21 protein-coding genes are annotated in these 17,693 nt (G+C 63.2%); 11 read left to right on the top strand and 10 right to left on the bottom strand.

Annotation, left to right across the window (positions count from 1 at the left end):
• The first annotated feature begins 151 nt into the window (after nt 1-151).
• From PQR42_RS40980 to PQR42_RS40970, 3 genes are all read left to right on the top strand, one after another.
• Nucleotides 152-760, top strand: a complete 609-nt coding sequence (locus tag PQR42_RS40980; protein ID WP_408495401.1) for a cysteine hydrolase family protein — start codon at nt 152-154, stop codon at nt 758-760.
• Nucleotides 761-845: 85 nt separating this feature from the next.
• Entirely contained in the window at nt 846-974 is a 129-nt protein-coding gene (locus tag PQR42_RS40975; RefSeq protein WP_408385569.1) for a hypothetical protein, read from the top strand.
• 49 nt (nt 975-1,023) lie between these two features.
• The gene (locus PQR42_RS40970) at nt 1,024-1,917 is read left to right on the top strand and encodes a LysR family transcriptional regulator (RefSeq protein WP_408385567.1); all 894 of its coding nucleotides are present in this window, start codon (nt 1,024-1,026) and stop codon (nt 1,915-1,917) included.
• A 108-nt stretch (nt 1,918-2,025) separates the two neighbouring features.
• On the opposite strand, the gene PQR42_RS40965 is transcribed toward PQR42_RS40970, so the two are convergent.
• From PQR42_RS40965 to PQR42_RS40955, 3 genes are all read right to left on the bottom strand, one after another.
• Nucleotides 2,026-2,733 carry a glutathione S-transferase N-terminal domain-containing protein gene (locus tag PQR42_RS40965; RefSeq protein WP_408210195.1) on the bottom strand — a complete coding sequence of 236 codons (708 nt, stop codon included), beginning with the start codon at nt 2,731-2,733 and terminating at the stop codon, nt 2,026-2,028.
• A gap of 228 nt (nt 2,734-2,961) precedes the next feature.
• On the bottom strand, nt 2,962-3,183 hold the full coding sequence (locus tag PQR42_RS40960; protein WP_408210192.1) for a hypothetical protein: 222 nt from the start codon (nt 3,181-3,183) through the stop codon (nt 2,962-2,964).
• Nucleotides 3,184-3,379: 196 nt separating this feature from the next.
• Entirely contained in the window at nt 3,380-3,571 is a 192-nt protein-coding gene (locus PQR42_RS40955) for a CsbD family protein (RefSeq protein ID WP_012432185.1), read from the bottom strand.
• A gap of 175 nt (nt 3,572-3,746) precedes the next feature.
• On the opposite strand from PQR42_RS40955, the gene PQR42_RS40950 reads away from it, so the two are divergent.
• The 5 genes from PQR42_RS40950 to PQR42_RS40930 all read left to right on the top strand — a co-directional run bounded on the left by PQR42_RS40950 (nt 3,747) and on the right by PQR42_RS40930 (nt 8,379).
• The gene (locus tag PQR42_RS40950; RefSeq protein ID WP_408210189.1) at nt 3,747-4,073 is read left to right on the top strand and encodes a hypothetical protein; all 327 of its coding nucleotides are present in this window, start codon (nt 3,747-3,749) and stop codon (nt 4,071-4,073) included.
• 283 nt (nt 4,074-4,356) lie between these two features.
• Nucleotides 4,357-5,637: a DNA (cytosine-5-)-methyltransferase gene (gene dcm, locus PQR42_RS40945; RefSeq protein ID WP_408385565.1), complete on the top strand. Its 1,281-nt coding sequence runs from the start codon at nt 4,357-4,359 to the stop codon at nt 5,635-5,637.
• A 54-nt stretch (nt 5,638-5,691) separates the two neighbouring features.
• A complete protein-coding gene (locus tag PQR42_RS40940) occupies nt 5,692-6,138 on the top strand; it encodes a very short patch repair endonuclease (protein WP_408177900.1) in 447 nt (148 codons plus the stop codon).
• A 162-nt stretch (nt 6,139-6,300) separates the two neighbouring features.
• Complete coding sequence (locus PQR42_RS40935) at nt 6,301-6,804, top strand: YbhB/YbcL family Raf kinase inhibitor-like protein (RefSeq protein WP_408385563.1); 504 nt, start codon at nt 6,301-6,303, stop codon at nt 6,802-6,804.
• Between the two features lie 126 nt (nt 6,805-6,930).
• On the top strand, nt 6,931-8,379 hold the full coding sequence (locus PQR42_RS40930; protein WP_408385561.1) for an MFS transporter: 1,449 nt from the start codon (nt 6,931-6,933) through the stop codon (nt 8,377-8,379).
• 160 nt (nt 8,380-8,539) lie between these two features.
• Here the strand turns inward: PQR42_RS40930 and otsA are convergent, their stop codons facing one another.
• From otsA to PQR42_RS40900, 6 genes are all read right to left on the bottom strand, one after another.
• Nucleotides 8,540-9,967 carry an alpha,alpha-trehalose-phosphate synthase (UDP-forming) gene (otsA, locus tag PQR42_RS40925; RefSeq protein WP_408210176.1) on the bottom strand — a complete coding sequence of 476 codons (1,428 nt, stop codon included), beginning with the start codon at nt 9,965-9,967 and terminating at the stop codon, nt 8,540-8,542.
• A gap of 212 nt (nt 9,968-10,179) precedes the next feature.
• Nucleotides 10,180-10,392, bottom strand: coding sequence for a hypothetical protein (locus PQR42_RS40920; RefSeq protein WP_408210173.1), 213 nt, complete (start codon nt 10,390-10,392; stop codon nt 10,180-10,182).
• Between the two features lie 152 nt (nt 10,393-10,544).
• Nucleotides 10,545-10,814 (bottom strand): hypothetical protein, encoded by a 270-nt coding sequence (locus PQR42_RS40915; protein ID WP_408385559.1) that lies wholly within the window; start codon nt 10,812-10,814, stop codon nt 10,545-10,547.
• 107 nt (nt 10,815-10,921) lie between these two features.
• Nucleotides 10,922-12,322 carry a sigma-54-dependent transcriptional regulator gene (locus tag PQR42_RS40910; RefSeq protein ID WP_408385557.1) on the bottom strand — a complete coding sequence of 467 codons (1,401 nt, stop codon included), beginning with the start codon at nt 12,320-12,322 and terminating at the stop codon, nt 10,922-10,924.
• 308 nt (nt 12,323-12,630) lie between these two features.
• A complete protein-coding gene (locus PQR42_RS40905; protein ID WP_408385555.1) occupies nt 12,631-12,906 on the bottom strand; it encodes a hypothetical protein in 276 nt (91 codons plus the stop codon).
• A 46-nt stretch (nt 12,907-12,952) separates the two neighbouring features.
• Nucleotides 12,953-13,270, bottom strand: a complete 318-nt coding sequence (locus tag PQR42_RS40900; RefSeq protein ID WP_408385604.1) for an ElaB/YgaM/YqjD family protein — start codon at nt 13,268-13,270, stop codon at nt 12,953-12,955.
• A 384-nt stretch (nt 13,271-13,654) separates the two neighbouring features.
• Here PQR42_RS40900 and PQR42_RS40895 point away from each other — a divergent pair, with 384 nt between their 5' ends.
• The 3 genes from PQR42_RS40895 to PQR42_RS40885 all read left to right on the top strand — a co-directional run bounded on the left by PQR42_RS40895 (nt 13,655) and on the right by PQR42_RS40885 (nt 16,236).
• Nucleotides 13,655-14,713 carry a sigma-54 interaction domain-containing protein gene (locus PQR42_RS40895; protein ID WP_408210161.1) on the top strand — a complete coding sequence of 353 codons (1,059 nt, stop codon included), beginning with the start codon at nt 13,655-13,657 and terminating at the stop codon, nt 14,711-14,713.
• Nucleotides 14,714-15,091: 378 nt separating this feature from the next.
• Nucleotides 15,092-15,670 (top strand): hypothetical protein, encoded by a 579-nt coding sequence (locus PQR42_RS40890; RefSeq protein ID WP_408385553.1) that lies wholly within the window; start codon nt 15,092-15,094, stop codon nt 15,668-15,670.
• On the top strand, nt 15,667-16,236 hold the full coding sequence (locus PQR42_RS40885; RefSeq protein ID WP_408385551.1) for a hypothetical protein: 570 nt from the start codon (nt 15,667-15,669) through the stop codon (nt 16,234-16,236). Before PQR42_RS40890 ends, PQR42_RS40885 begins: the two co-directional genes overlap by 4 nt.
• A gap of 100 nt (nt 16,237-16,336) precedes the next feature.
• On the opposite strand, the gene PQR42_RS40880 is transcribed toward PQR42_RS40885, so the two are convergent.
• Entirely contained in the window at nt 16,337-17,683 is a 1,347-nt protein-coding gene (locus PQR42_RS40880; RefSeq protein WP_408180376.1) for an ABC transporter ATP-binding protein, read from the bottom strand.
• Between the last annotated feature and the right edge of the window lie 10 nt (nt 17,684-17,693).

Here is a 17,693-nt window from a genome sequence, read left to right as displayed (position 1 = left end):
ACGTGTGGCGGATATCCCACTACGCTAGAAGGCCGCCGCGGCGGCATCGAACTGTGCAAATCACGCACAGGCTTTGTCTCGCCCGCAGCGTTGTGGCGACACTTCGCTCACCGTAGACTCGGTTCCTCTCCAATTAACACCGAAAAGAACCATGTCCAGCCCCACACTTCGTAGCATCCTCGGTGCCCGCTCACCGGCTTCACTGCCGGCTCGCACCACCGCGTTGCTGTTGATCGACTTTCAGAACGAATACTTCACGGGTTCGCTGCCCATTCCCGATGGCGCGACGGCATTGCAAAACGCGCGCCAACTTGTCGAATGCGCCGACCGTCATGGGTGGCGCGTCGTCCACGTGCAGCACGTTGCGCCGGTCGGCTCACCTTTGTTTGCTGCCGGTGGCCGGCAAGTCGAGATTCACGCCGACATGCAACCGAAGCCCGCCCATCGCGTGGTCGAGAAAAGCTCCGTGAGCGTGTTTGCCGGCACGGACCTCGCGCAGAAGCTGAAAGACGATGGCATCACGCGTCTCGTCATTGGTGGCCTCATGACGCACGCCTGCGTAGCCGGTGCCGCGCGAGATGCGGTGCCGGCAGGCTTTGAGGTTGTCGTGGCCGCCGATGCATGCGCGACCCGCGACATCGTCGTCGATAGCGAATTGCGCGTCGGGCACGATATGCTGCATCGGTCGGCGCTGGCTGAAATCGCCGACACCTTCGGCTCCGTGATGAGCACCGCCGACGTACTGTCGCTGACGGCCTAACGGACGGCACGAAGCTCATCATCAGGCCATTCAGATAATCCGCCATCCTAATGATTATCGATCGAGGTGATTCGTTGGTGACCGCATGGACATCGTGTTAACATCGGACGCCTCGGCGGTGCACTGCATGCATCGTGCGTCACCGGCCGAAATCGAGGAACCGTTTGGCGACGTGATGAGCACGTCGGAAATCATTCACTTACCGCTGCGCTAAGCATTGACCCGCACCTTCGTGGTGACGCCGCGCAGCGCCAATCTCGCCCATGGACCAGTTGCTTGCAATGCGCGCCTTCCGCTTCATCGTCGAAGCGCAAGGGTTTTCGGCTGCGGCCGAGAGGCTCGACACCACGCATTCGAGCGTGTCGCGTCAGTTGAAACAGCTTGAGGTTTCGCTCGGCGTTCAGTTGCTCAACCGTAACACGCGGCGCTTTACGCTGACGGCTGCGGGCGAACGCTACTACAAGGCCAGCGTCGATATTCTCGATCGCGTCGAAGCAGCGGCGCAGGCCATGGCGGACGAACATCAACAGGCGGCCGGCTTGCTGCGCGTCACCGCGCCGCTTGCCATCGGCACACTGGAACTGGCTGACTGGCTTCCGGATTTCCAGAAGCGTTATCCCGACATCCAACTGGAATTGTCGTGCAGCGATCAGTTCGTCGACCTCGTTGCAGAGGGTTTCGACGTAGCGCTACGCATCAGCGGACCATTGGCTGACACGACACTGGTTGCGAAGACCTTGGCCGTCTCGGACGTCGTTCTGGTCGCATCGCCAACCTATCTGGCGCGACATGGGCTCCCGCACACCGCCGGCCAAGTCGCCGAGCACGAGTTATTGTCTTTTACCGGCGCGCTCGAAGCGGCGGAGTGGGTGCTGACGTCCGAGCAAGGCGCGCCAATTCACGTCTTGCCGCGCGGCCGGCTGAGAACGGACGCTATCACCGCGCTCTACTCCGCGACGCTCGCGGGCGCGGGTATTGCCGCCTTCACGTGGCAGACGGTTCAGACGGACATCAGAAGCGGCCGTCTCGTTCAGGTCTTGCCAGGCTACACGCTTGGAAGCCGCCACTACTACGCGCTGTATCCGCAAACGCGTTATGTGGCGCCCAAGGTACGGGCGTTCGTCGATCACATGGCCGAGCACTATCGCGCACGATGATGATACGGTCGACGCGGCATTAAGCGAACGCAAATAGAAGAGAGCGCGGCGGGTGCAAGTTGAACGACGACCGGCCGACGAACCCCGCCGCCCGGCCGCATGAATCGATTACGACGGACGCTTCGGAATATCCAGTCCCTTCGCCACGGCCGGACGCGCGACGAACGCAGCCAGTGCGCGTGTCACGTTCGGGAAGTCCTGAATGCCGACGAGATCGCCCGCTTCATAGAAGCCGATCAGATTGCGCACCCAAGGAAACGTGGCGATATCGGCGATCGAATACGTATCGCCCAGAATCCAGTCACGTCCTTCGAGTTGCCGATCCAACACGCCGAGCAACCGTTTCGATTCGCCGATATAGCGATCGCGCGGACGCTTGTCTTCGTACTCCCTGCCGGCGAACTTGTGGAAGAAACCCACCTGGCCGAACATCGGCCCGATGCCGCCCATCTGGAACATCACCCACTGGATCGCTTCATAGCGGCCGACGGCATCCTGCGGAATGAACTGGCCGCTTTTGTCCGCGAGATAGATCAGGATCGCACCGGATTCGAACAGCGGCAACGGCTTGCCGTCAGGCCCATTCGGATCGATGATCGCCGGAATCTTGTTGTTCGGATTGAGCGACATAAACTCCGGCGTCATCTGATCGTTGGCATCGAAGCGCACGAGATGCGGCTCGTACGGTAAACCCGTTTCCTCGAGCATGATCGACACCTTCACGCCATTGGGCGTGGGCAGCGAGTAGAGCTGAATCCGGTCCGGATGCTCGGCAGGCCATTTCTTCGTGATCGGAAAAGCGGATAGTTCGGTCATGTGGCGGTGTAACCCTTGTGCGAAAGTGGCGGCTTGAAATGGGAATCGGGCCTCGGCAGCCGGCCGGACGACCGGCGGCGAAGATCCCAACGCAAGATCGCCAAATATAAACCGACTCGGCGCAACGCGTGCGAGCGCGGCTCAACGGTCCTATGGGCGCGCAAGTTTTATAGTCGACGTACGTGTAAGCGGTGGCCCGCTAACGAAAAAACGCACGCCAGGCGGCAGTCACCACAAATCCTTGGTCGCCGTGCCGGCGCGCAAGTTATAACCTTCGCGCCACAAGGACGCGCCGACCGTCAGCAACAGCGTCTTCTGCTCGCCGTCGAGCAGTTCCCACGCCGTCGCCAGCCAACTGGCGAAGCTCGCGCAGGTCTGTTCCAGGTCGACGGGCGTTTTGCCCTCGAGGTATTGCCGTTCGAACATCGAAAGAATTTTTTCGGGTGTCATGGGCGCCGTCTCCGTGTTGGATGCGCCAGTCTAAAGGCGGCGCACCGCGTGCGGAATGCTCTCGACGCCAACCCCGGGTTACTCCCAGGCAAAATCCGCCATCGGTCGAAAAAGTCCTTTGCTCCACGCAAAAGCGGCTGCAAAAAAGGAAAAGGCGCCGAAGCGCCTTTTCCTTCGAACCCCGTCGCAAGCCGGATTACGGCGCGTTGCGCTTGGCATTGTCCTTGGCGTCTTCCTTAGCGTCGCCATAGGCCTTCTGCACCTTGCCCGCGCCTTGTTGCAGATCGCCCTTTATTTCCTTGCCCGGGTTGTCCGTGGCCTTGCCGACCGCTTCATTGACCTTGCCCTTGACCTGTTCGGCCACACCCTTCACCTGGTCCTTGTTCATGTTCGGCTCCACTATTTGGAATGCCGGCGCGACATTACGCCAGTATCCGTACTCAGCAACGGGTGTGCCCGTACCTGCGCACGGACTGGTTTTTCCAGCACGTGCCGCGAAAAAATATTTTCAAAAAGGCCTAAAGTCCCGCCACCGCCTGCCGTAATGGTGCCAAGGAGGAGCCATGGATCGCACACTCATTACGCTTTCGGGATCATCCCAAGCCGCATTGATCGACCGGGACATCGCGCACATTGCGCGTGTGATGCGGCCGTCTTTACACGGCGATCTGGGCGGCCCGATCCTGCCGGCCGCGTATTGGCGCAAGCGTCTGTACCAACTGCTCGACGCCGGCAACCTGTCCCACGCGCAACTGTGCACGGTCGACAGCCTCCTGCTCCAGCTCGATCAGTACGAAGCCGAACCTCAACTGGCCTGGGATGAATTGGCGCCGGCCACCGCCGCCCTGTTCCCACCGCCCTATCCGGCCAACGCCAGCCACCCGGTCTGACGCGCTGCGATCCTGAACCCGGCCCTTTCCGGGCCGGCGGCAGCCCATTTGCACGAGTTAAAAAAAGGCCGCGAAACACGTCGCGGCCTCAACACGTCGCAACGCGGGGAATTCGCGTCACACTGGAAGCGTCACACGCAACTGTGACAGCCACATTTAGTTGTGGACTTGCCCCAAACCGGCGTTCCGAACCTGGAAATTTTCTGCCCAAGCTACGCAAAAAATAGGGAAATGGGACGACCTTAGGTCATAATGTCCGCAAAAATTCCCAGCAAGGACGCCCGTGACCCTCGCCGCACCGCTCGCACTGCTCAAGCAAGCGCGCGCCCGCTTCACTCAACGCGAAATCGCCGCACATGTCGGCAAGGACATCAAGACGGTACGCCGCTGGGAAAAAGGCGAAACGCAGTGCCCGGCGATGCTGGAACCGGCCCTGCGCGATCTGCTGCAAAACCGCGCGCGGGCCAAACGCAGCGCGGGCGGCGACGCCCAGTTCCGCTTCATCGATCTGTTCGCCGGCATCGGCGGGATTCGCATGGGCTTCGAGGCGCATGGCGGCGACTGCGTCTTCACGAGCGAGTGGAACGACTTTTCGACCAAGACCTATCGCGAGAATTACCCTGGCGGCGGCGAGCACGCGCTGATCGGCGACATCGTCTCGTTTCCGGCTGAAGACGTGCCGAGCCACGACGTGCTGCTCGGCGGCTTCCCGTGCCAGCCGTTTTCGATCGCCGGCGTGAGCAAGAAGAACGCGCTGGGCCGGCCTCACGGTTTCGAATGCACGACCCAGGGCACGCTCTTTTTCGACGTCGCGCGGATCATCGCGGCCAAGCGCCCCGCCTCGTTCCTGCTGGAGAACGTGAAGAACCTGCTCTCGCACGACAAGGGCCGCACCTTCGACGTGATCCTGCAAACCTTGCGCGACGAACTCGGCTACGAAGTGCACTATCGCGTGGTCGACGGCCAGCATTTCACGCCGCAACATCGGGAACGAATCATCATCGTCGGCTTTCGCGGCAAGACTTCGTTCTCCTGGGACGACCTGCATCTGCCGGAAGACGGCCCGCGCCTCGGCTCGATCCTGCATCGCACGGACGGCAGCGAGCCGGTGCTGCCGTGGGACAACGACCGCTTCTTCGACCACACGAGCCGGCGCGTCCAGCCCAAGTACACGCTCACGCCGAACCTCTGGACTTATCTGCAGAACTACGCGGAGAAACACCGTGCGGCGGGCAACGGTTTCGGCTTCGGCATGGCTTATCCGACCAGCGTGACGCGCACGCTGTCGGCGCGTTATCACAAGGACGGGTCCGAAATCCTGGTCTACCAGGGCGAGGCACTGCGTCCGCGCCGCCTCACGCCACGTGAATGCGCGCGGCTGATGGGCTTTCCCGACAGCTTCCGGATCCCGGTGAGCGACACGCAGGCCTACCGGCAGTTCGGCAACAGCGTCGTGATGCCGGTGATGCGCGAAGTGGCGCGCATCATGCTGCCGCATGTGCAAACCCTGCTCGCCGAGGAGACGCGCCATGGTTCGAAGCAAACGCTCTCGCTCTACGCGTGAGCGGTCAGCTTGTGTCGGTGGCCGGCGCGTCGAAACGTTAGCCAAGCGTTGAAGATGGTCGATATCGTCGACAGTGCGACGCGCAGCCGGATGATGTCCGGCATCCGCGGCCGTAATACCAAACCGGAAATCCTGATCCGCAGCCTGCTGCACCGGCAGGGCTTCCGCTTCCGTCTGGATGCGCGCGATCTGCCGGGACGCCCCGACATCGTCTTGCCGCGCTACCGCGCCGTCGTGTTGGTGCACGGCTGTTTCTGGCACGGCCACGACTGTCATCTTTTCAAATGGCCACAAACGCGGCCGGAGTTCTGGCGCGACAAGATCGGCCGCAATCGCAGCAACGACGACAAGGTTCGCGCGGCGCTGCTCGCCAACGGCTGGCGCGTCGCGGTGGTATGGGAATGCGCTTTGCGTGGCGCCAATCGCGATATCGAGGGCGTCTTGCAGCGGCTCGTCGAATGGCTGAAGAGCGACGCGCCGAGCTTCGAGGAGCGCGGCTGAAAGCCGCTTGTAGTCCGCCCGGTTCGCACGAATTCGAAGGCCGCTGGTGATACACTCGATTGGCTAACTCGGGGTACTTCCGCACGGCGCCCTGCCCTGCAAACCGGTTGCAAAACCGCACGCCCCGACCATCCCAGAACCACTCAAGAAGGGAGGCACATCATGGCAGATTTCCGTCTCTGGTCCGACGAATTTCCCACCAACGGCTTCATGCCGAAAGCCCACGAATACCACGACAAGGCCTTCGGCGTGGACGGCGAGAACATCTCGCCCGCGTTGCAATGGGAGGCGCCGCCGCCCGACACGCAGAGCTTCGCGCTCACCGTTCACGATCCCGACGCGCCCACCGGCAGCGGCTTCTGGCACTGGGTGGTGGTGAACATTCCGAGTGACGCCCGCTCGCTGCCGCGCAACGCCGGCAAGGCTGACGGCGCGTTGCTGCCGCAAGGCGCGCTGCAGGTGCGCAACGACTACGGCACGGTCGGCTTCGGCGGCGCCGCGCCGCCGCGCGGCGACAAGGCGCATCGCTACATTTTCCGTCTGCATGCGCTGCGGGTGCCGCATCTGCCGATCAACGCGGACACCACCAACGCGGTGGCGCGCTTCATGACGCATCTGAACGAGCTCGACTCGACCACTCACACCGGCCTGTACGAACTCAAATAGCGCGGGAGACGCGATGGCCGGGGCGCACAAGCGGCGCCCGCCATCGTCGCTGCGGCTGCCGGTTCTTTCACGACGGCACGCGGCACGCGCGCGCGGCGAGCCGCCCCACTACAACTCGAACAATCGATGCACGCACAACCACCGCGCAAGGACGGCGCCGTACCCGCCGAAGCGGCCGACACGCTCGCCCCCGACAGCTCGTTCTCCGACACCACCGAACAAGGCTTGCCGATACCGCAGCGCTACTGGGCGATGCTGGTTATCGCACTCGCCCTCACGCTGGCGGTGCTCGACAGCGCGATTGCCAACGTGGCCCTGCCGACTATCGCGCGCAACCTGCACGCCAGCGCGGCCGGCTCGATCTGGGTCGTCAACGCCTATCAGCTGGCGATCACCATCTCGCTGCTGCCGCTCGCCTCGCTCGGCGACCGCATCGGCTACCGGCGTATCTATCTGTCCGGGCTGATCCTGTTCACGGTGGCGTCGTTCGGTTGCGCCTTGTCGACTTCGCTGCCGACTCTCGCGCTCGCTCGCGTGATCCAAGGCTTCGGCGCGGCGGGCATCATGAGCGTGAACACGGCGCTGGTGCGCATGATCTATCCGCCCGCGCAGCTCGGGCGTGGCATCTCGATCAACGCAATGGTGGTCGCCGTATCATCGGCGGTCGGGCCGACCGTCGCTTCCGGCGTGCTCGCCGTCGCTTCGTGGCCGTGGCTGTTCGCGATCAACGTGCCGATCGGCATCGCGGCTATCGTCGGCGGCTTCAAGGCGCTGCCGATGAACCCCGGCCACGAATCGCCCTACGACTACCTGAGCGCGGTGCTGAACGCGTTCGTCTTCGGCCTGCTGATTTTTGCGGTCGACGGCCTCGGCCATGGCGAGGGATTCGGCTACGTCGCGCTCGAAGCGATCGGCGCAGCGGTGATCGGCTATTTCTTCGTGCGCCGTCAGTTGACGCAGCCGGCGCCCTTGCTGCCGATCGATTTGCTCAGGATTCCCATCTTCGCGCTCTCGATCGGCACCTCGGTCTGTTCGTTTTGCGCGCAGATGCTCGCCTTCGTGTCGCTGCCCTTTCTGTTGCAGGATACGCTGGGGTTGTCGCAAGTAGAAACCGGGCTGCTCATGACGCCCTGGCCCGCCGTGATCATCATCGCGGCGCCGATTGCGGGCGTGCTGTCGGACAAGGTGTCGTCCGGATGGCTGGGCGGCGTCGGACTTGCGGCGATGACGGCCGGGCTGTTGCTGCTCGCCACGCTCGGCGCGCATCCGGACGCCATGCAGATCGCGTGGCGCATGGCCTTGTGCGGCGCCGGCTTCGGCATCTTCCAGTCGCCGAACAATCGCACCATGCTGTCCGCGGCGCCGCGCGAGCGCAGCGGCGGCGCGAGCGGCATGCTGGGCACCGCGCGTCTGACCGGCCAGACGCTCGGCGCGGCGCTGGTCGCGCTGATCTTCGGCATTGCGCCACAACACGGACCGACCATCGCGCTCTATGTGGCCGCGTGCTTCTCGGCCGTCGCCGCGGTGATCAGTACGATGCGCGTCATGCAGCGGGCCAACGCGCAACCGGCCTGAGCGCTTGAACGGCGTCTCCGCGACACAATAAAAAAGGCGCGACTCGCATTACGCGATTCGCGCCTCGCTCTCCCAGGTTCACAAGCGCTGCTCTGGCTCTGCTGAGAAGACGTGACCAGCACACGCGGCCGTACTGCAAGCCGCGCGACCGTTGATCCGGCTACGACGACGCGGTCACGTCAGCGAGCTTTACCGCTTTGGCCGTCACCGAAGATGCGGTCGCGACATTGCGCAGATCGGCAAGGAAGGTATCGCGCCAGACCGACAGATTGTTCTCGCGCATCGGCGCCATCATGTCGGCATGGCGCGCCTGACGCTCGGCGAGCGGCATCGACAGCGCGCGTTCCAGCGCTTCGGCCATCTGCGACAGATCGAACGGATTGACGACCAGCGCGCCCGGCAGTTGCTCGGCGGCGCCGGCAAATTGCGACAGCACCAGCACGCCCGGATCGGCCGGATCCTGCGACGCGACATATTCCTTCGCGACGAGATTCATGCCGTCGCGCAGCGGCGTCACGTAGCCGACCTGCGATTGACGGAACAGCGCCATCAGCAGATTGCGTTCGTATTTACGGTTCAGGTACTGGATCGGCGTCCAGTCGAGCTGCGCGAACCGGCCGTTGATGCGGCCCGCTTCGCCCTCGAGCGTCTGACGAATCCGCTGGTAAGTCGTCACGTCGGCGCGCGTCGGCGGCGCGATCTGCACTAGCGACACGCGGCCGTGCCATCCCGGTGCGTTCAGCAACAGCCGCTCGAACGCCTGGAAGCGCTCCACCAGACCCTTCGAATAATCGAGGCGGTCCACGCTCATGATCAGCTTGCGTCCGCGCATGCCGTCACGCAGGCTGCGCACCGGCTTGCGGTCGGTGAACTGCTCGGCGGCTTTGGCAATCGCGTCCGGATAGATTCCGATCGGATACGCGCCCACTTTCAGGAAGCGGTTATACGCGTGCACCATGCCGTCCTCGCTCGAGGTGCCGTGCTGGCCGCGCTCGATAAAGTCGACGAACGACTGGCGATCCGCGTCGGTCTGGAAGCCGATCACGTCGTAGCTGCACATGGCCTTGACCAGTTCTTCGTGCGGCGGAATGGTTCGCAGCACTTCCGGCACCGGAAACGGAATATGCAGGAAGAAGCCGATCGGATTCTTCACGCCGAGCTCGCGCAGGCAGCGCGCGAACGGCAGCAGGTGATAGTCGTGGACCCAGATGATGTCGTCGGGCTTGAGCAACGCCTTGAGCTGCTTCGCCAGCGTCGCGTTCACACGCTGATAGCCCGCATATTCCTGCCGGTCGTAGCGTGACAGGTCATTGCGATAGTGGAACGTCGGCCACAGCGTCGCATTGGAAAAACCGCGGTAGTACTGGTCATAGTCGCGCTTGGTGAGGCCCACCGTCGCGTAGGTCACATTGCCTTGTTTCTCGATCACCGGAGCGCTCGGTTCACTCACCGTCTCGCCGCTCCAGCCGAACCAGACTCCGCCGCTTTCCTTCAGCGCGTCCAGCACGCCGATAGCGAGACCGCCCGCTGCGGGACGGCCTTCCTGCGTCGGCGCGACACGATTCGATACCACGATCAGTCTGCTCATTGGTTCTCCACCTAGTTCAGTTGCTTCGTTGCATACGGATATGGGCCAAAAAGGTGCATGCAAGTCGCGTGCCGTTTTTAGAGATGCTAGAAATAAAAATGTATGCAAATGTGACAGACGAGCAGAAACACGCGACCCTGGCTCGCCGCGAAGAAATTTATTCTGCTTTGTATGACAAAACCGGAAGGCCTCTTACCGGCCGTCAAATCGGCTCAGGCATCCTGTTCCGAGCCGAGGTCGCGCTGGTATTCCAGCCCTTCCTGACGCACGCCGCCCTGGTTGTGCTCGCCGTCCGGCGGCGCATCGGGCGCGACGCGGTTCTGCCCTGCCGGATCGGGCGACGCCGGTGGGCTATCCTTGCTGCCGCCCGGCCGGGAATCGCGCTTCGAATGGCGCGCTGAACGTCGCAGTGCTGGATGTCTCATGATCCACGCCTCCAGGGGAAGCCCGCCGCCAACATTGCGGCATCCATACAGTCTAGGGGTCACGACGGTAAATTGCCGGTAAAAGATGCGCCGGCTTTGTAACAAGTACATAAATTCCCCGCGCCGGACTGTGTCGCAACGCACAGAACGAGTCAGAGTTGCATGCGTAGTGGCTGCGACGTCTGATGCTGACTGGCTTGTGGCGTTTGCGTGGGCTGCGGCGGCGGATCGCCGATCGGCGGAGCGACCGGTTCGATGGGTTCGATCGGTTGCGGACTCGGATCGGGGCTCGGATCGGGAACGGTGTCGGGCTCGCCGGGGCTCGGCGGCGCGACCGGGGGCGGTGACGGCGGCTCGATCGGCTCGGGACGGTGAGCGTGCATCGGCAGGGGAAGCGCGGGAGCGGCAGCGTAGTCCGGCATGTTATTTATCCTCGTTTGCGTTCCATTGGCTCGCAGCAAGGCCTGTGCCGTTACGTTGCGCTCCCGGCTGGATGGCGTCAGTGAGGTATTAGCGGCGCGCGCTAGCGTTAAGCGTCGGCGCCGCCCAGTGCGCGTGATTCGTCGGCGGCGTCGCCGTCATCACGCGCGTCGTTGCCGTACTCGACGAGGCGGTTGTACAGCGTCTTCAGGCTGATGCCGAGAATCTCGGCGGCCCGCGTCTTCACACCGCCGCACTGCTCGAGCGTAGCCACGATCAACTGACGGTCCGCTTCGGCGAGCGACGTGCCGAACGGAATCGTGATCGCCGTACCGGCGGCAGGCTTTGACAGCGTGATCTGCAACGGCACCGTCGCCGTGCTGTCCGAGTCCGTACCCGACATGATGTGCGCGCGCTGCACGTAGTTCTTCAGCTCGCGCACATTGCCCGGCCACGGATAGGACATCAGCATATCCTTCACGGCAGCGGGGAAATGCTTCTTGGTGCTGTGGCGTTCGTTGAGTTCGTCGAGGAACGCCTGGGCCAGCAGATCCACGTCCTTGCCCCGGTCGCGCAACGGCGGCAGGCTGATCGGGAACACGTTCAACCGATGGTACAAGTCGAGCCGCAGCTTGCCTTCCAGCACGGCCTGCTCGGGATCGCGGTTGGTCGCCGCAATCAGGCGCACGTCCGTTTCGATTTCCTTGGTCGTGCCGACCCGCATGAACATGCCGGTTTCCAGCACGCGCAGCAGCTTCACCTGCAACTCGATCGGCATCTCGGTGATTTCGTCGAGGAACAGCGTGCCGCCGTTCGCGCGCTCGAAATAGCCCTTGTGCTGACGGTCCGCGCCGGTGAACGAGCCGCGTTCGTGGCCGAACATTTCCGATTCGATCAGGTTCGGCGAGATCGCGCCGCAGTTCACCGCGAGAAACGCGTGCTTGCGACGCAAGCTGAGCTGGTGCAGCGTCTGCGCGGCGACTTCCTTGCCGGTGCCCGACTCGCCCACCAGCATGACCGAGGCCGCCGTCGGCGCGACGCGGCCGATCTGGTCGTAGACCTCCTGCATGGCCGGCGAATTGCCGAGCATGAGACCGAAGCGGCCCATGCGGCGCAACTCGCCGCGCAACGTGCCGATTTCCGCCTTCAGGTCGCCGGCGCGCGGCAGGCGCGAGAGGATCGCCTTCACGCGCTGCATGTTGATTGGCTTCACCAGATAGTCGGTGGCGCCCATCTTCAGCGCGTTGACGGCCGACTCCACCGTGGCATGCCCGGTAATCACGATCACTTCCACGCCGGAGCGCGGATCCAGATCTTCGAACAGATCGACCCCGCTGCCGTCGGGCAGCTTCAGGTCCGTAAAAACGACGTCCGGCATCTGCCGGACCAGTTGAATGCGCGCTTCGCGCAAATCGCCCGCGGTGGCGGTGGTCAGGCCGTCTTCCCCGATGATGGCGGAAAGCGCCTCGCGGGTACCCGCATCGTCATCGACAATCAGTACATGTGGCATCGCGTCTCGAAAGCCTGCAAGCGTGGGTATGGGAAAACATGCAAAGGCGCATGCTGAAAAGCGTGCCGTCGACCTGGCGCTGCGCCGTTGCCGCGGGCTCCAATGTGAGCACCCACCAACTTTAAGTCAACGCGCCAAGCCAACGACTTGATTCAAACTTGCAACAATACGAGGGCAAACCCACCCGCCCAAAGCGTCATTGTTGTTTATTTGCCTATTATAAGGCTTTATCGAGACAAATTAGCAAGGTGTACCGGGCGCCGGCCGGTCAGCGCGGCGCGCCGGCGAGGCCGTGCAGGCAAGCTTGCTCAACTGCGCGGGAACGGCCATGCGCCGCCATTGCCGTTGGGATAAGCGGATCCGTTGGCGCCATGTGCGCTCGGGTTCGCGCCGCCCGCCGTGGTCGCCTGATTGGCCGTCGGCGTGGCCGGTGCCGCGACCGTGCCGCCCTCGTTTTCCCAGCGGCTCAATTCGCGCGCCACAGGAACTTGTGCGGCGCGGTTGCGCTGCTGCACGTAGCGCACCGCCAGAAAGCCGCCGAGCGCCATCAGTGCGCCGAAGATGCCGATTTTGGGTCGTGCCATCGTGAACTCCTTGTCGTCATGAAGCGGATTGGTCCTGGATTACGCCTCAGCGCGCGGTCAGCACGCCGAGCAAAAAGCCGACGCCCGCGGCAATGCCGATCGAACGCCACGGGTTGTGCCGCACGTAGCGCTCGGTATTGACGGTCGCCGCCCGATAACGCCGCTGCGCGTTCTGCTGCGCATCGCCAAGCGCCGACTGCAGGGTTTCGACATGCGTGCCGAGTTTGTCACGCAGCGCGCCGACGCCTTCGCCCGGCACGTTGGCGGCAAGCCGCAGCATTTCTTCCGAGTCCTTCAGCAGCACCCGCAGATCATCGACAATCTTCTGGCCGCCGAGTGCAAGCTGTTGCGTGGTGTCAGTCATCATTCACTCCTGGTCTGAGTTCGGCGTTCGCGTGTGCGTTCCGGCGAGTGCGCATATCGCTGCAAATTGGCGAACGGTAATCGCCGCCGTCGCGCAACATGCCGATAGGCAACGCCATCGCGCCCAAAAAAAGCACACGCGTGTCGGGTGGAAGTCGCAAACGCCGTGCCCGGTAAGTTTGCCTCGCGCAGCTCAAGCAAACACCAAGCCAGGCAGTTTCGACCGACCGTGCATAAATGTATTTCTTAGGCCCTCACATCGTTTGCCGAAAACGGTGTCAAAGTGGTTAAATCGATCTTTGAGAGATAGCGGCACTGCTGGTTTATCTCGTTCCCCAGGCCTGCGCGCCGTAACAACGAACTCATTTGCACAGGACCCCCGTTTATGGCGTCAATCGACCTGGCCTCGCCCACCGTCTCCGCTGGCGGCAATGCTTCGGCAATGGCGAAGCAGCGCGTCGCGGACGGCATCGTGGGACTGAAATCGTACGGGCTGCTGTACGGCTCGTCGCCGGTGATGCTGGATCTGTACCAGCAGATCGAACGTGTCGCCGGCACCGACGCGACCGCGCTGATCATCGGCGAATCCGGCACTGGCAAGGAACTGATTGCCCGCACGATTCACGATCAAAGCAGCCGCAAGGACGCACCGTTCGTCGCCGTCAATTGCGGCGCGATTCCCGACGAACTCATCGAAGCCGAACTGTTCGGCCACGAGAAAGGCAGTTTCACAGGCGCGGTCCAGGGCCGCATCGGCTACTTCGAACACGCGAACGGCGGCACGCTGTTCCTCGACGAAATTACCGAAATGGCGCCGGTGCGCCAGGTGAAGTTGCTGCGCGCGCTGGAAACCGGCACCTTCTACCGCGTCGGCGGCAATGACCTGATCAGCGGCAACGTGCGCGTGATCGCCGCGACCAATCGCGACCCCGCGGTCGCGGTCAAGGAAAACGGTCTGCGTGAAGACCTCATGTACCGCCTCGCGGTTTTCCCGCTGCGCGCGCCGCCGCTGCGCGAGCGCGAGGGCGATCGCGAACTGCTTGCGCAGCACTTCCTCGCGCTGCTGAATCAGCAGGAAGGTACGAGCAAAAGCTTCAGCAAACGCTCGATCGAAACACTGCGCACCTGGTCGTGGCCGGGTAACGTGCGCGAGTTGAAGAACGCCGTGTACCGCGCGTTCATTCTCGCGGAGAAGATCGTGGAGTTGCCGCATCCGCATCTCGCGTCGCGCGTGAAAAAACCCATGACGCAGGGCGACGCGATGAGCGTATGGATCGGCACACCACTCGCCGACGCGCAAAAGCAGATCATTCTCGGCACGCTCAAATATTGCGGCGGCGACAAACGACGCGCGGCGAAAGCCCTCGGCGTGAGTCTCAAAACCCTGTACAACCGCTTGAGCGCATACGGCGACGAAGGGGCGGAAGAAGAGCCCGAGCAATAACATCACGACGCGGCACTCAGGTGGCGAAGCCGCGTGAGTGCTTGCGACGGCGCCTGAATGTCCAGAGACGCATGCGTGCTTCGGCGTCTGAGCGCCAGTTGCAGCCAGTTGCAGCCAGTTGCAAAAAGCCTGTGCCGCGCGCCTTGAATCTCAAACTAAATCCCTTCGCACCACCAATCAAAAATCGGCCGCAACCCAACAGAAACCGATTTGTCTCGCACCATCTTTTGCAATTGCTTGCATTTTCCCTCTGCCAATTACAAATAGCATCCTGCAAAATGCGGCACACGCATTGCTAGGTGGGGAACGCGTGTTACTCGTTCGCACAGTCGTTATCGAGCGCGAACGAAAGGCACTTGCAGGAGCAGAGACAGGGAAATGCAAAAAAGTATGGTGTGGGCCGAATGGGCAAAACGAACAGCCGGACGTGGACGTCCCAATGCAACGGCGCTTGTTGTTCTTGCTGTGGCGATCTCGTCGGCGTTGAGCGGCTGTAGCTCGTTCTATTCGGAAGGGGCCACCGCCGGCGCCGGTATCGCAGGCGCCGCGCTCGCGGCGAAAGTCACCAGCAACGCGGCCGTCGCCACCGGCATCGGCCTCGGCGCAGTGGCCGCGGCGCGTGCCGGCGTGCAGTACTCGGAGCGCGTGGTTCACACGAATACGCAGGACGGCATCGCCAAAATTGCCGGGCCGCTCGACGTCGGCGCAGTCGCGCCATGGAGCGTGACCCATTCGATGCCGATCGAAGACGACGAGCACGGCCGCGTCACTGTGAGCCGCACGATCAGCGCGGGCGCGCTCGACTGCAAGGAAATCGTCTTCTCCGTCGATCAGACCGCCACCAAGAACGTGCCGGCGAGCAGCGCGTTTTACGTGGCATCGATCTGCCGCGACGGCAACAACTGGAAGTGGGCGTCGGCCGAACCCGCTACCGAACGTTGGGGCGCGTTGCAATGACGGCGCGTTCGCATACGGCTGCCCTCACGGCGCGCCGCCCTCGTCTCGCTGCCTGGTCCGGCAGCCGGCTGAGGCTGGTGCTGGCCGGCGCGCTCTGCGTCGGCGCAAGCGTGCTGACGAGCGGCTGCTCGTCGGTGGGCGCGGCGAGCGGCGCGGCGGCGGGCGTCGCGTCCGGGCTGGTGACGTCGAATCCGGCAATCGGCATCGGCGTTGGCATTGCCGTGCAGGCCGCGACCGACGAGGCCGTCGGCCGCTACATGCGCACCATGCACACCGATCAGCAGAACATGATCGCCGCGTTGGCGGGCGCCATGCCGGTCGGCGAGGCTCGTCCTTGGGCAGTCAAGCACACGTTGCCGATCGAGAACGGCCACGGCCAGGTGCGCGTGACGCGCGCGTTCGGTTCGGCTCTCGCGCTCTGCAAGGAATTCGTGTTCTCGGTGCAGGACGGCGACGGCCCGAACGCGCATGAGGACTGGTACACGGCGAGCGCGTGTCAGCAGGACAAAGGTTGGAAGTGGGCGTCCGCGGAACCGGCCGTCGCGCGCTGGGGCAGTCTGCAATAAATGCGCGGCAATGAAAAAAACGGCAGGGTCTCACCTGCCGTTTTTGCTTTGAACTGGCTTCGCACGTCTTAATCAACTCAAACGCGCAACTCCCGCGCGCTTAAGACTCCACGTCTTCCAGACTGAAGATTTCGGTCTGGTCGTTGTACGAGAAGATCTCGCCATAACGACCCCAGTTGATGACCGCGTCGAGCGTCTCTTCCGCAGCGCTGTCCGACAGAAAATCCTCCAGCTCCTGCTCGAAGCGCACGCGCGGCGCGCGATGCCCCGGCCGCTCGTTGAGCACTTTCTTGATTCGCGCGGCGAGCGGCACGTGCCGCAGCAGATGCTCGGCGAACATCATCTTGCGCTCCTGAGTGCCGAATTCGGAGAACACGCGCGCCGGCGGCGTCAGGAAAATGTCGCCTTCGCGGATGTCGGCGAAACCGAGGTGCTGCAGCACTTCGGCGACCGGGAACAGATCGTCCACCTCCAGATGCAGCGAACGGGCGATTTCCGGCATGTCAGCACGGCCATGGTACGGCGCCGCGGCCAGCGTTTCGATCAGACCGGCCATCAGGTTGGTCGACACATGCGGCAGCCAGCTATGCAGTTCGAGACCCTTCTTGGTCTTTTCGTCCGTCTGACGCGCGGTCATCTTCGCGTAGATGTCGTCCACCAGCCGGCGGAACGCCGGGTCCAGACGATTACGCGGATGCTTGAACGGCACCTTGATTTCGGCGATCACGCGGCCCGGATTCGACGACAACACCAGGATGCGGTCGCACATGAACACCGCTTCCTCGATGTTGTGCGTGACGATCAGCACGGCCTTGATCGGCATGCGGCCTTGCGTCCACAGATCGAGCAGGTCGGTACGCAGCGTTTCGGCGGTCAGCACGTCGAGCGCGGAGAACGGCTCGTCCATCAGCAGCAGCGTGGGGTCGACCACCAGCGCGCGCGCAAAGCCGACGCGCTGGCGCATGCCGCCCGACAGCTCGCGCGGATAGGCGTTTTCGAAACCGTCCAGACCGATCAGGTCGATCGCCGCCAGCGCGCGCGTGCGCCGCTCGCTCGCGCCGACGCCTTGCGCTTCGAGACCTGCTTCGACGTTTTGCAGCACGGTCAGCCACGGGAACAGCGCGAAGGTTTGGAACACCATCGCGACGCCCTTGGCTGGACCGTCGAGCGGCTTGCCCATATAGGTAACTTCGCCGTCGGTCGGCTCGATCAGACCGGCGATGATGCGCAGCAGCGTCGACTTGCCCGAGCCCGAACGGCCCAGCAGTCCGACGATCTCGCCTTCGCGCAGCGACAGGTTCGCGTCGTCGAGGACGAGCAGTTCGCCCTGCGACTTATTGAACCCGCGGCACACGTCCTTGACGAGCAGGATCTCTTCGCCGAGACGCGGCGGCTTCGGCGGGGTCTGGATCGGCGCGGCGGTCATAGCAGCTTTAGGATTTTGCATCGCGTTTTGC

It is taken from the genome of Paraburkholderia sediminicola, assembly GCF_046027355.1.
In the GTDB taxonomy this organism is placed as follows: Bacteria; Pseudomonadota; Gammaproteobacteria; order Burkholderiales; family Burkholderiaceae; genus Paraburkholderia; species Paraburkholderia sediminicola_B.
This window is presented reverse-complemented; position numbering and strand designations above follow the sequence as displayed.

What these genes read in the sequence shown, in the direction of transcription:
- PQR42_RS40915 (WP_408385559.1), bottom strand. Translation starts at nt 10,814, where the DNA reads ATGCCGGACTACGCTGCCGCTCCCGCGCTTCCCCTGCCGATGCACGCT.
- PQR42_RS40885 (WP_408385551.1), top strand. Translation starts at nt 15,667, where the DNA reads ATGACGGCGCGTTCGCATACGGCTGCCCTCACGGCGCGCCGCCCTCGT.
- otsA (WP_408210176.1), bottom strand. Translation starts at nt 9,967, where the DNA reads ATGAGCAGACTGATCGTGGTATCGAATCGTGTCGCGCCGACGCAGGAA.
- PQR42_RS40935 (WP_408385563.1), top strand. Translation starts at nt 6,301, where the DNA reads ATGGCAGATTTCCGTCTCTGGTCCGACGAATTTCCCACCAACGGCTTC.
- PQR42_RS40940 (WP_408177900.1), top strand. Translation starts at nt 5,692, where the DNA reads ATGGTCGATATCGTCGACAGTGCGACGCGCAGCCGGATGATGTCCGGC.
- PQR42_RS40905 (WP_408385555.1), bottom strand. Translation starts at nt 12,906, where the DNA reads ATGGCACGACCCAAAATCGGCATCTTCGGCGCACTGATGGCGCTCGGC.
- PQR42_RS40930 (WP_408385561.1), top strand. Translation starts at nt 6,931, where the DNA reads ATGCACGCACAACCACCGCGCAAGGACGGCGCCGTACCCGCCGAAGCG.
- PQR42_RS40975 (WP_408385569.1), top strand. Translation starts at nt 846, where the DNA reads ATGGACATCGTGTTAACATCGGACGCCTCGGCGGTGCACTGCATGCAT.
- PQR42_RS40900 (WP_408385604.1), bottom strand. Translation starts at nt 13,270, where the DNA reads ATGACTGACACCACGCAACAGCTTGCACTCGGCGGCCAGAAGATTGTC.
- PQR42_RS40890 (WP_408385553.1), top strand. Translation starts at nt 15,092, where the DNA reads ATGCAAAAAAGTATGGTGTGGGCCGAATGGGCAAAACGAACAGCCGGA.
- PQR42_RS40970 (WP_408385567.1), top strand. Translation starts at nt 1,024, where the DNA reads ATGGACCAGTTGCTTGCAATGCGCGCCTTCCGCTTCATCGTCGAAGCG.
- PQR42_RS40950 (WP_408210189.1), top strand. Translation starts at nt 3,747, where the DNA reads ATGGATCGCACACTCATTACGCTTTCGGGATCATCCCAAGCCGCATTG.
- PQR42_RS40910 (WP_408385557.1), bottom strand. Translation starts at nt 12,322, where the DNA reads ATGCCACATGTACTGATTGTCGATGACGATGCGGGTACCCGCGAGGCG.
- PQR42_RS40880 (WP_408180376.1), bottom strand. Translation starts at nt 17,683, where the DNA reads ATGCAAAATCCTAAAGCTGCTATGACCGCCGCGCCGATCCAGACCCCG.
- PQR42_RS40920 (WP_408210173.1), bottom strand. Translation starts at nt 10,392, where the DNA reads ATGAGACATCCAGCACTGCGACGTTCAGCGCGCCATTCGAAGCGCGAT.
- PQR42_RS40965 (WP_408210195.1), bottom strand. Translation starts at nt 2,733, where the DNA reads ATGACCGAACTATCCGCTTTTCCGATCACGAAGAAATGGCCTGCCGAG.
- PQR42_RS40955 (WP_012432185.1), bottom strand. Translation starts at nt 3,571, where the DNA reads ATGAACAAGGACCAGGTGAAGGGTGTGGCCGAACAGGTCAAGGGCAAG.
- PQR42_RS40960 (WP_408210192.1), bottom strand. Translation starts at nt 3,183, where the DNA reads ATGACACCCGAAAAAATTCTTTCGATGTTCGAACGGCAATACCTCGAG.
- PQR42_RS40980 (WP_408495401.1), top strand. Translation starts at nt 152, where the DNA reads ATGTCCAGCCCCACACTTCGTAGCATCCTCGGTGCCCGCTCACCGGCT.
- PQR42_RS40895 (WP_408210161.1), top strand. Translation starts at nt 13,655, where the DNA reads ATGGCGTCAATCGACCTGGCCTCGCCCACCGTCTCCGCTGGCGGCAAT.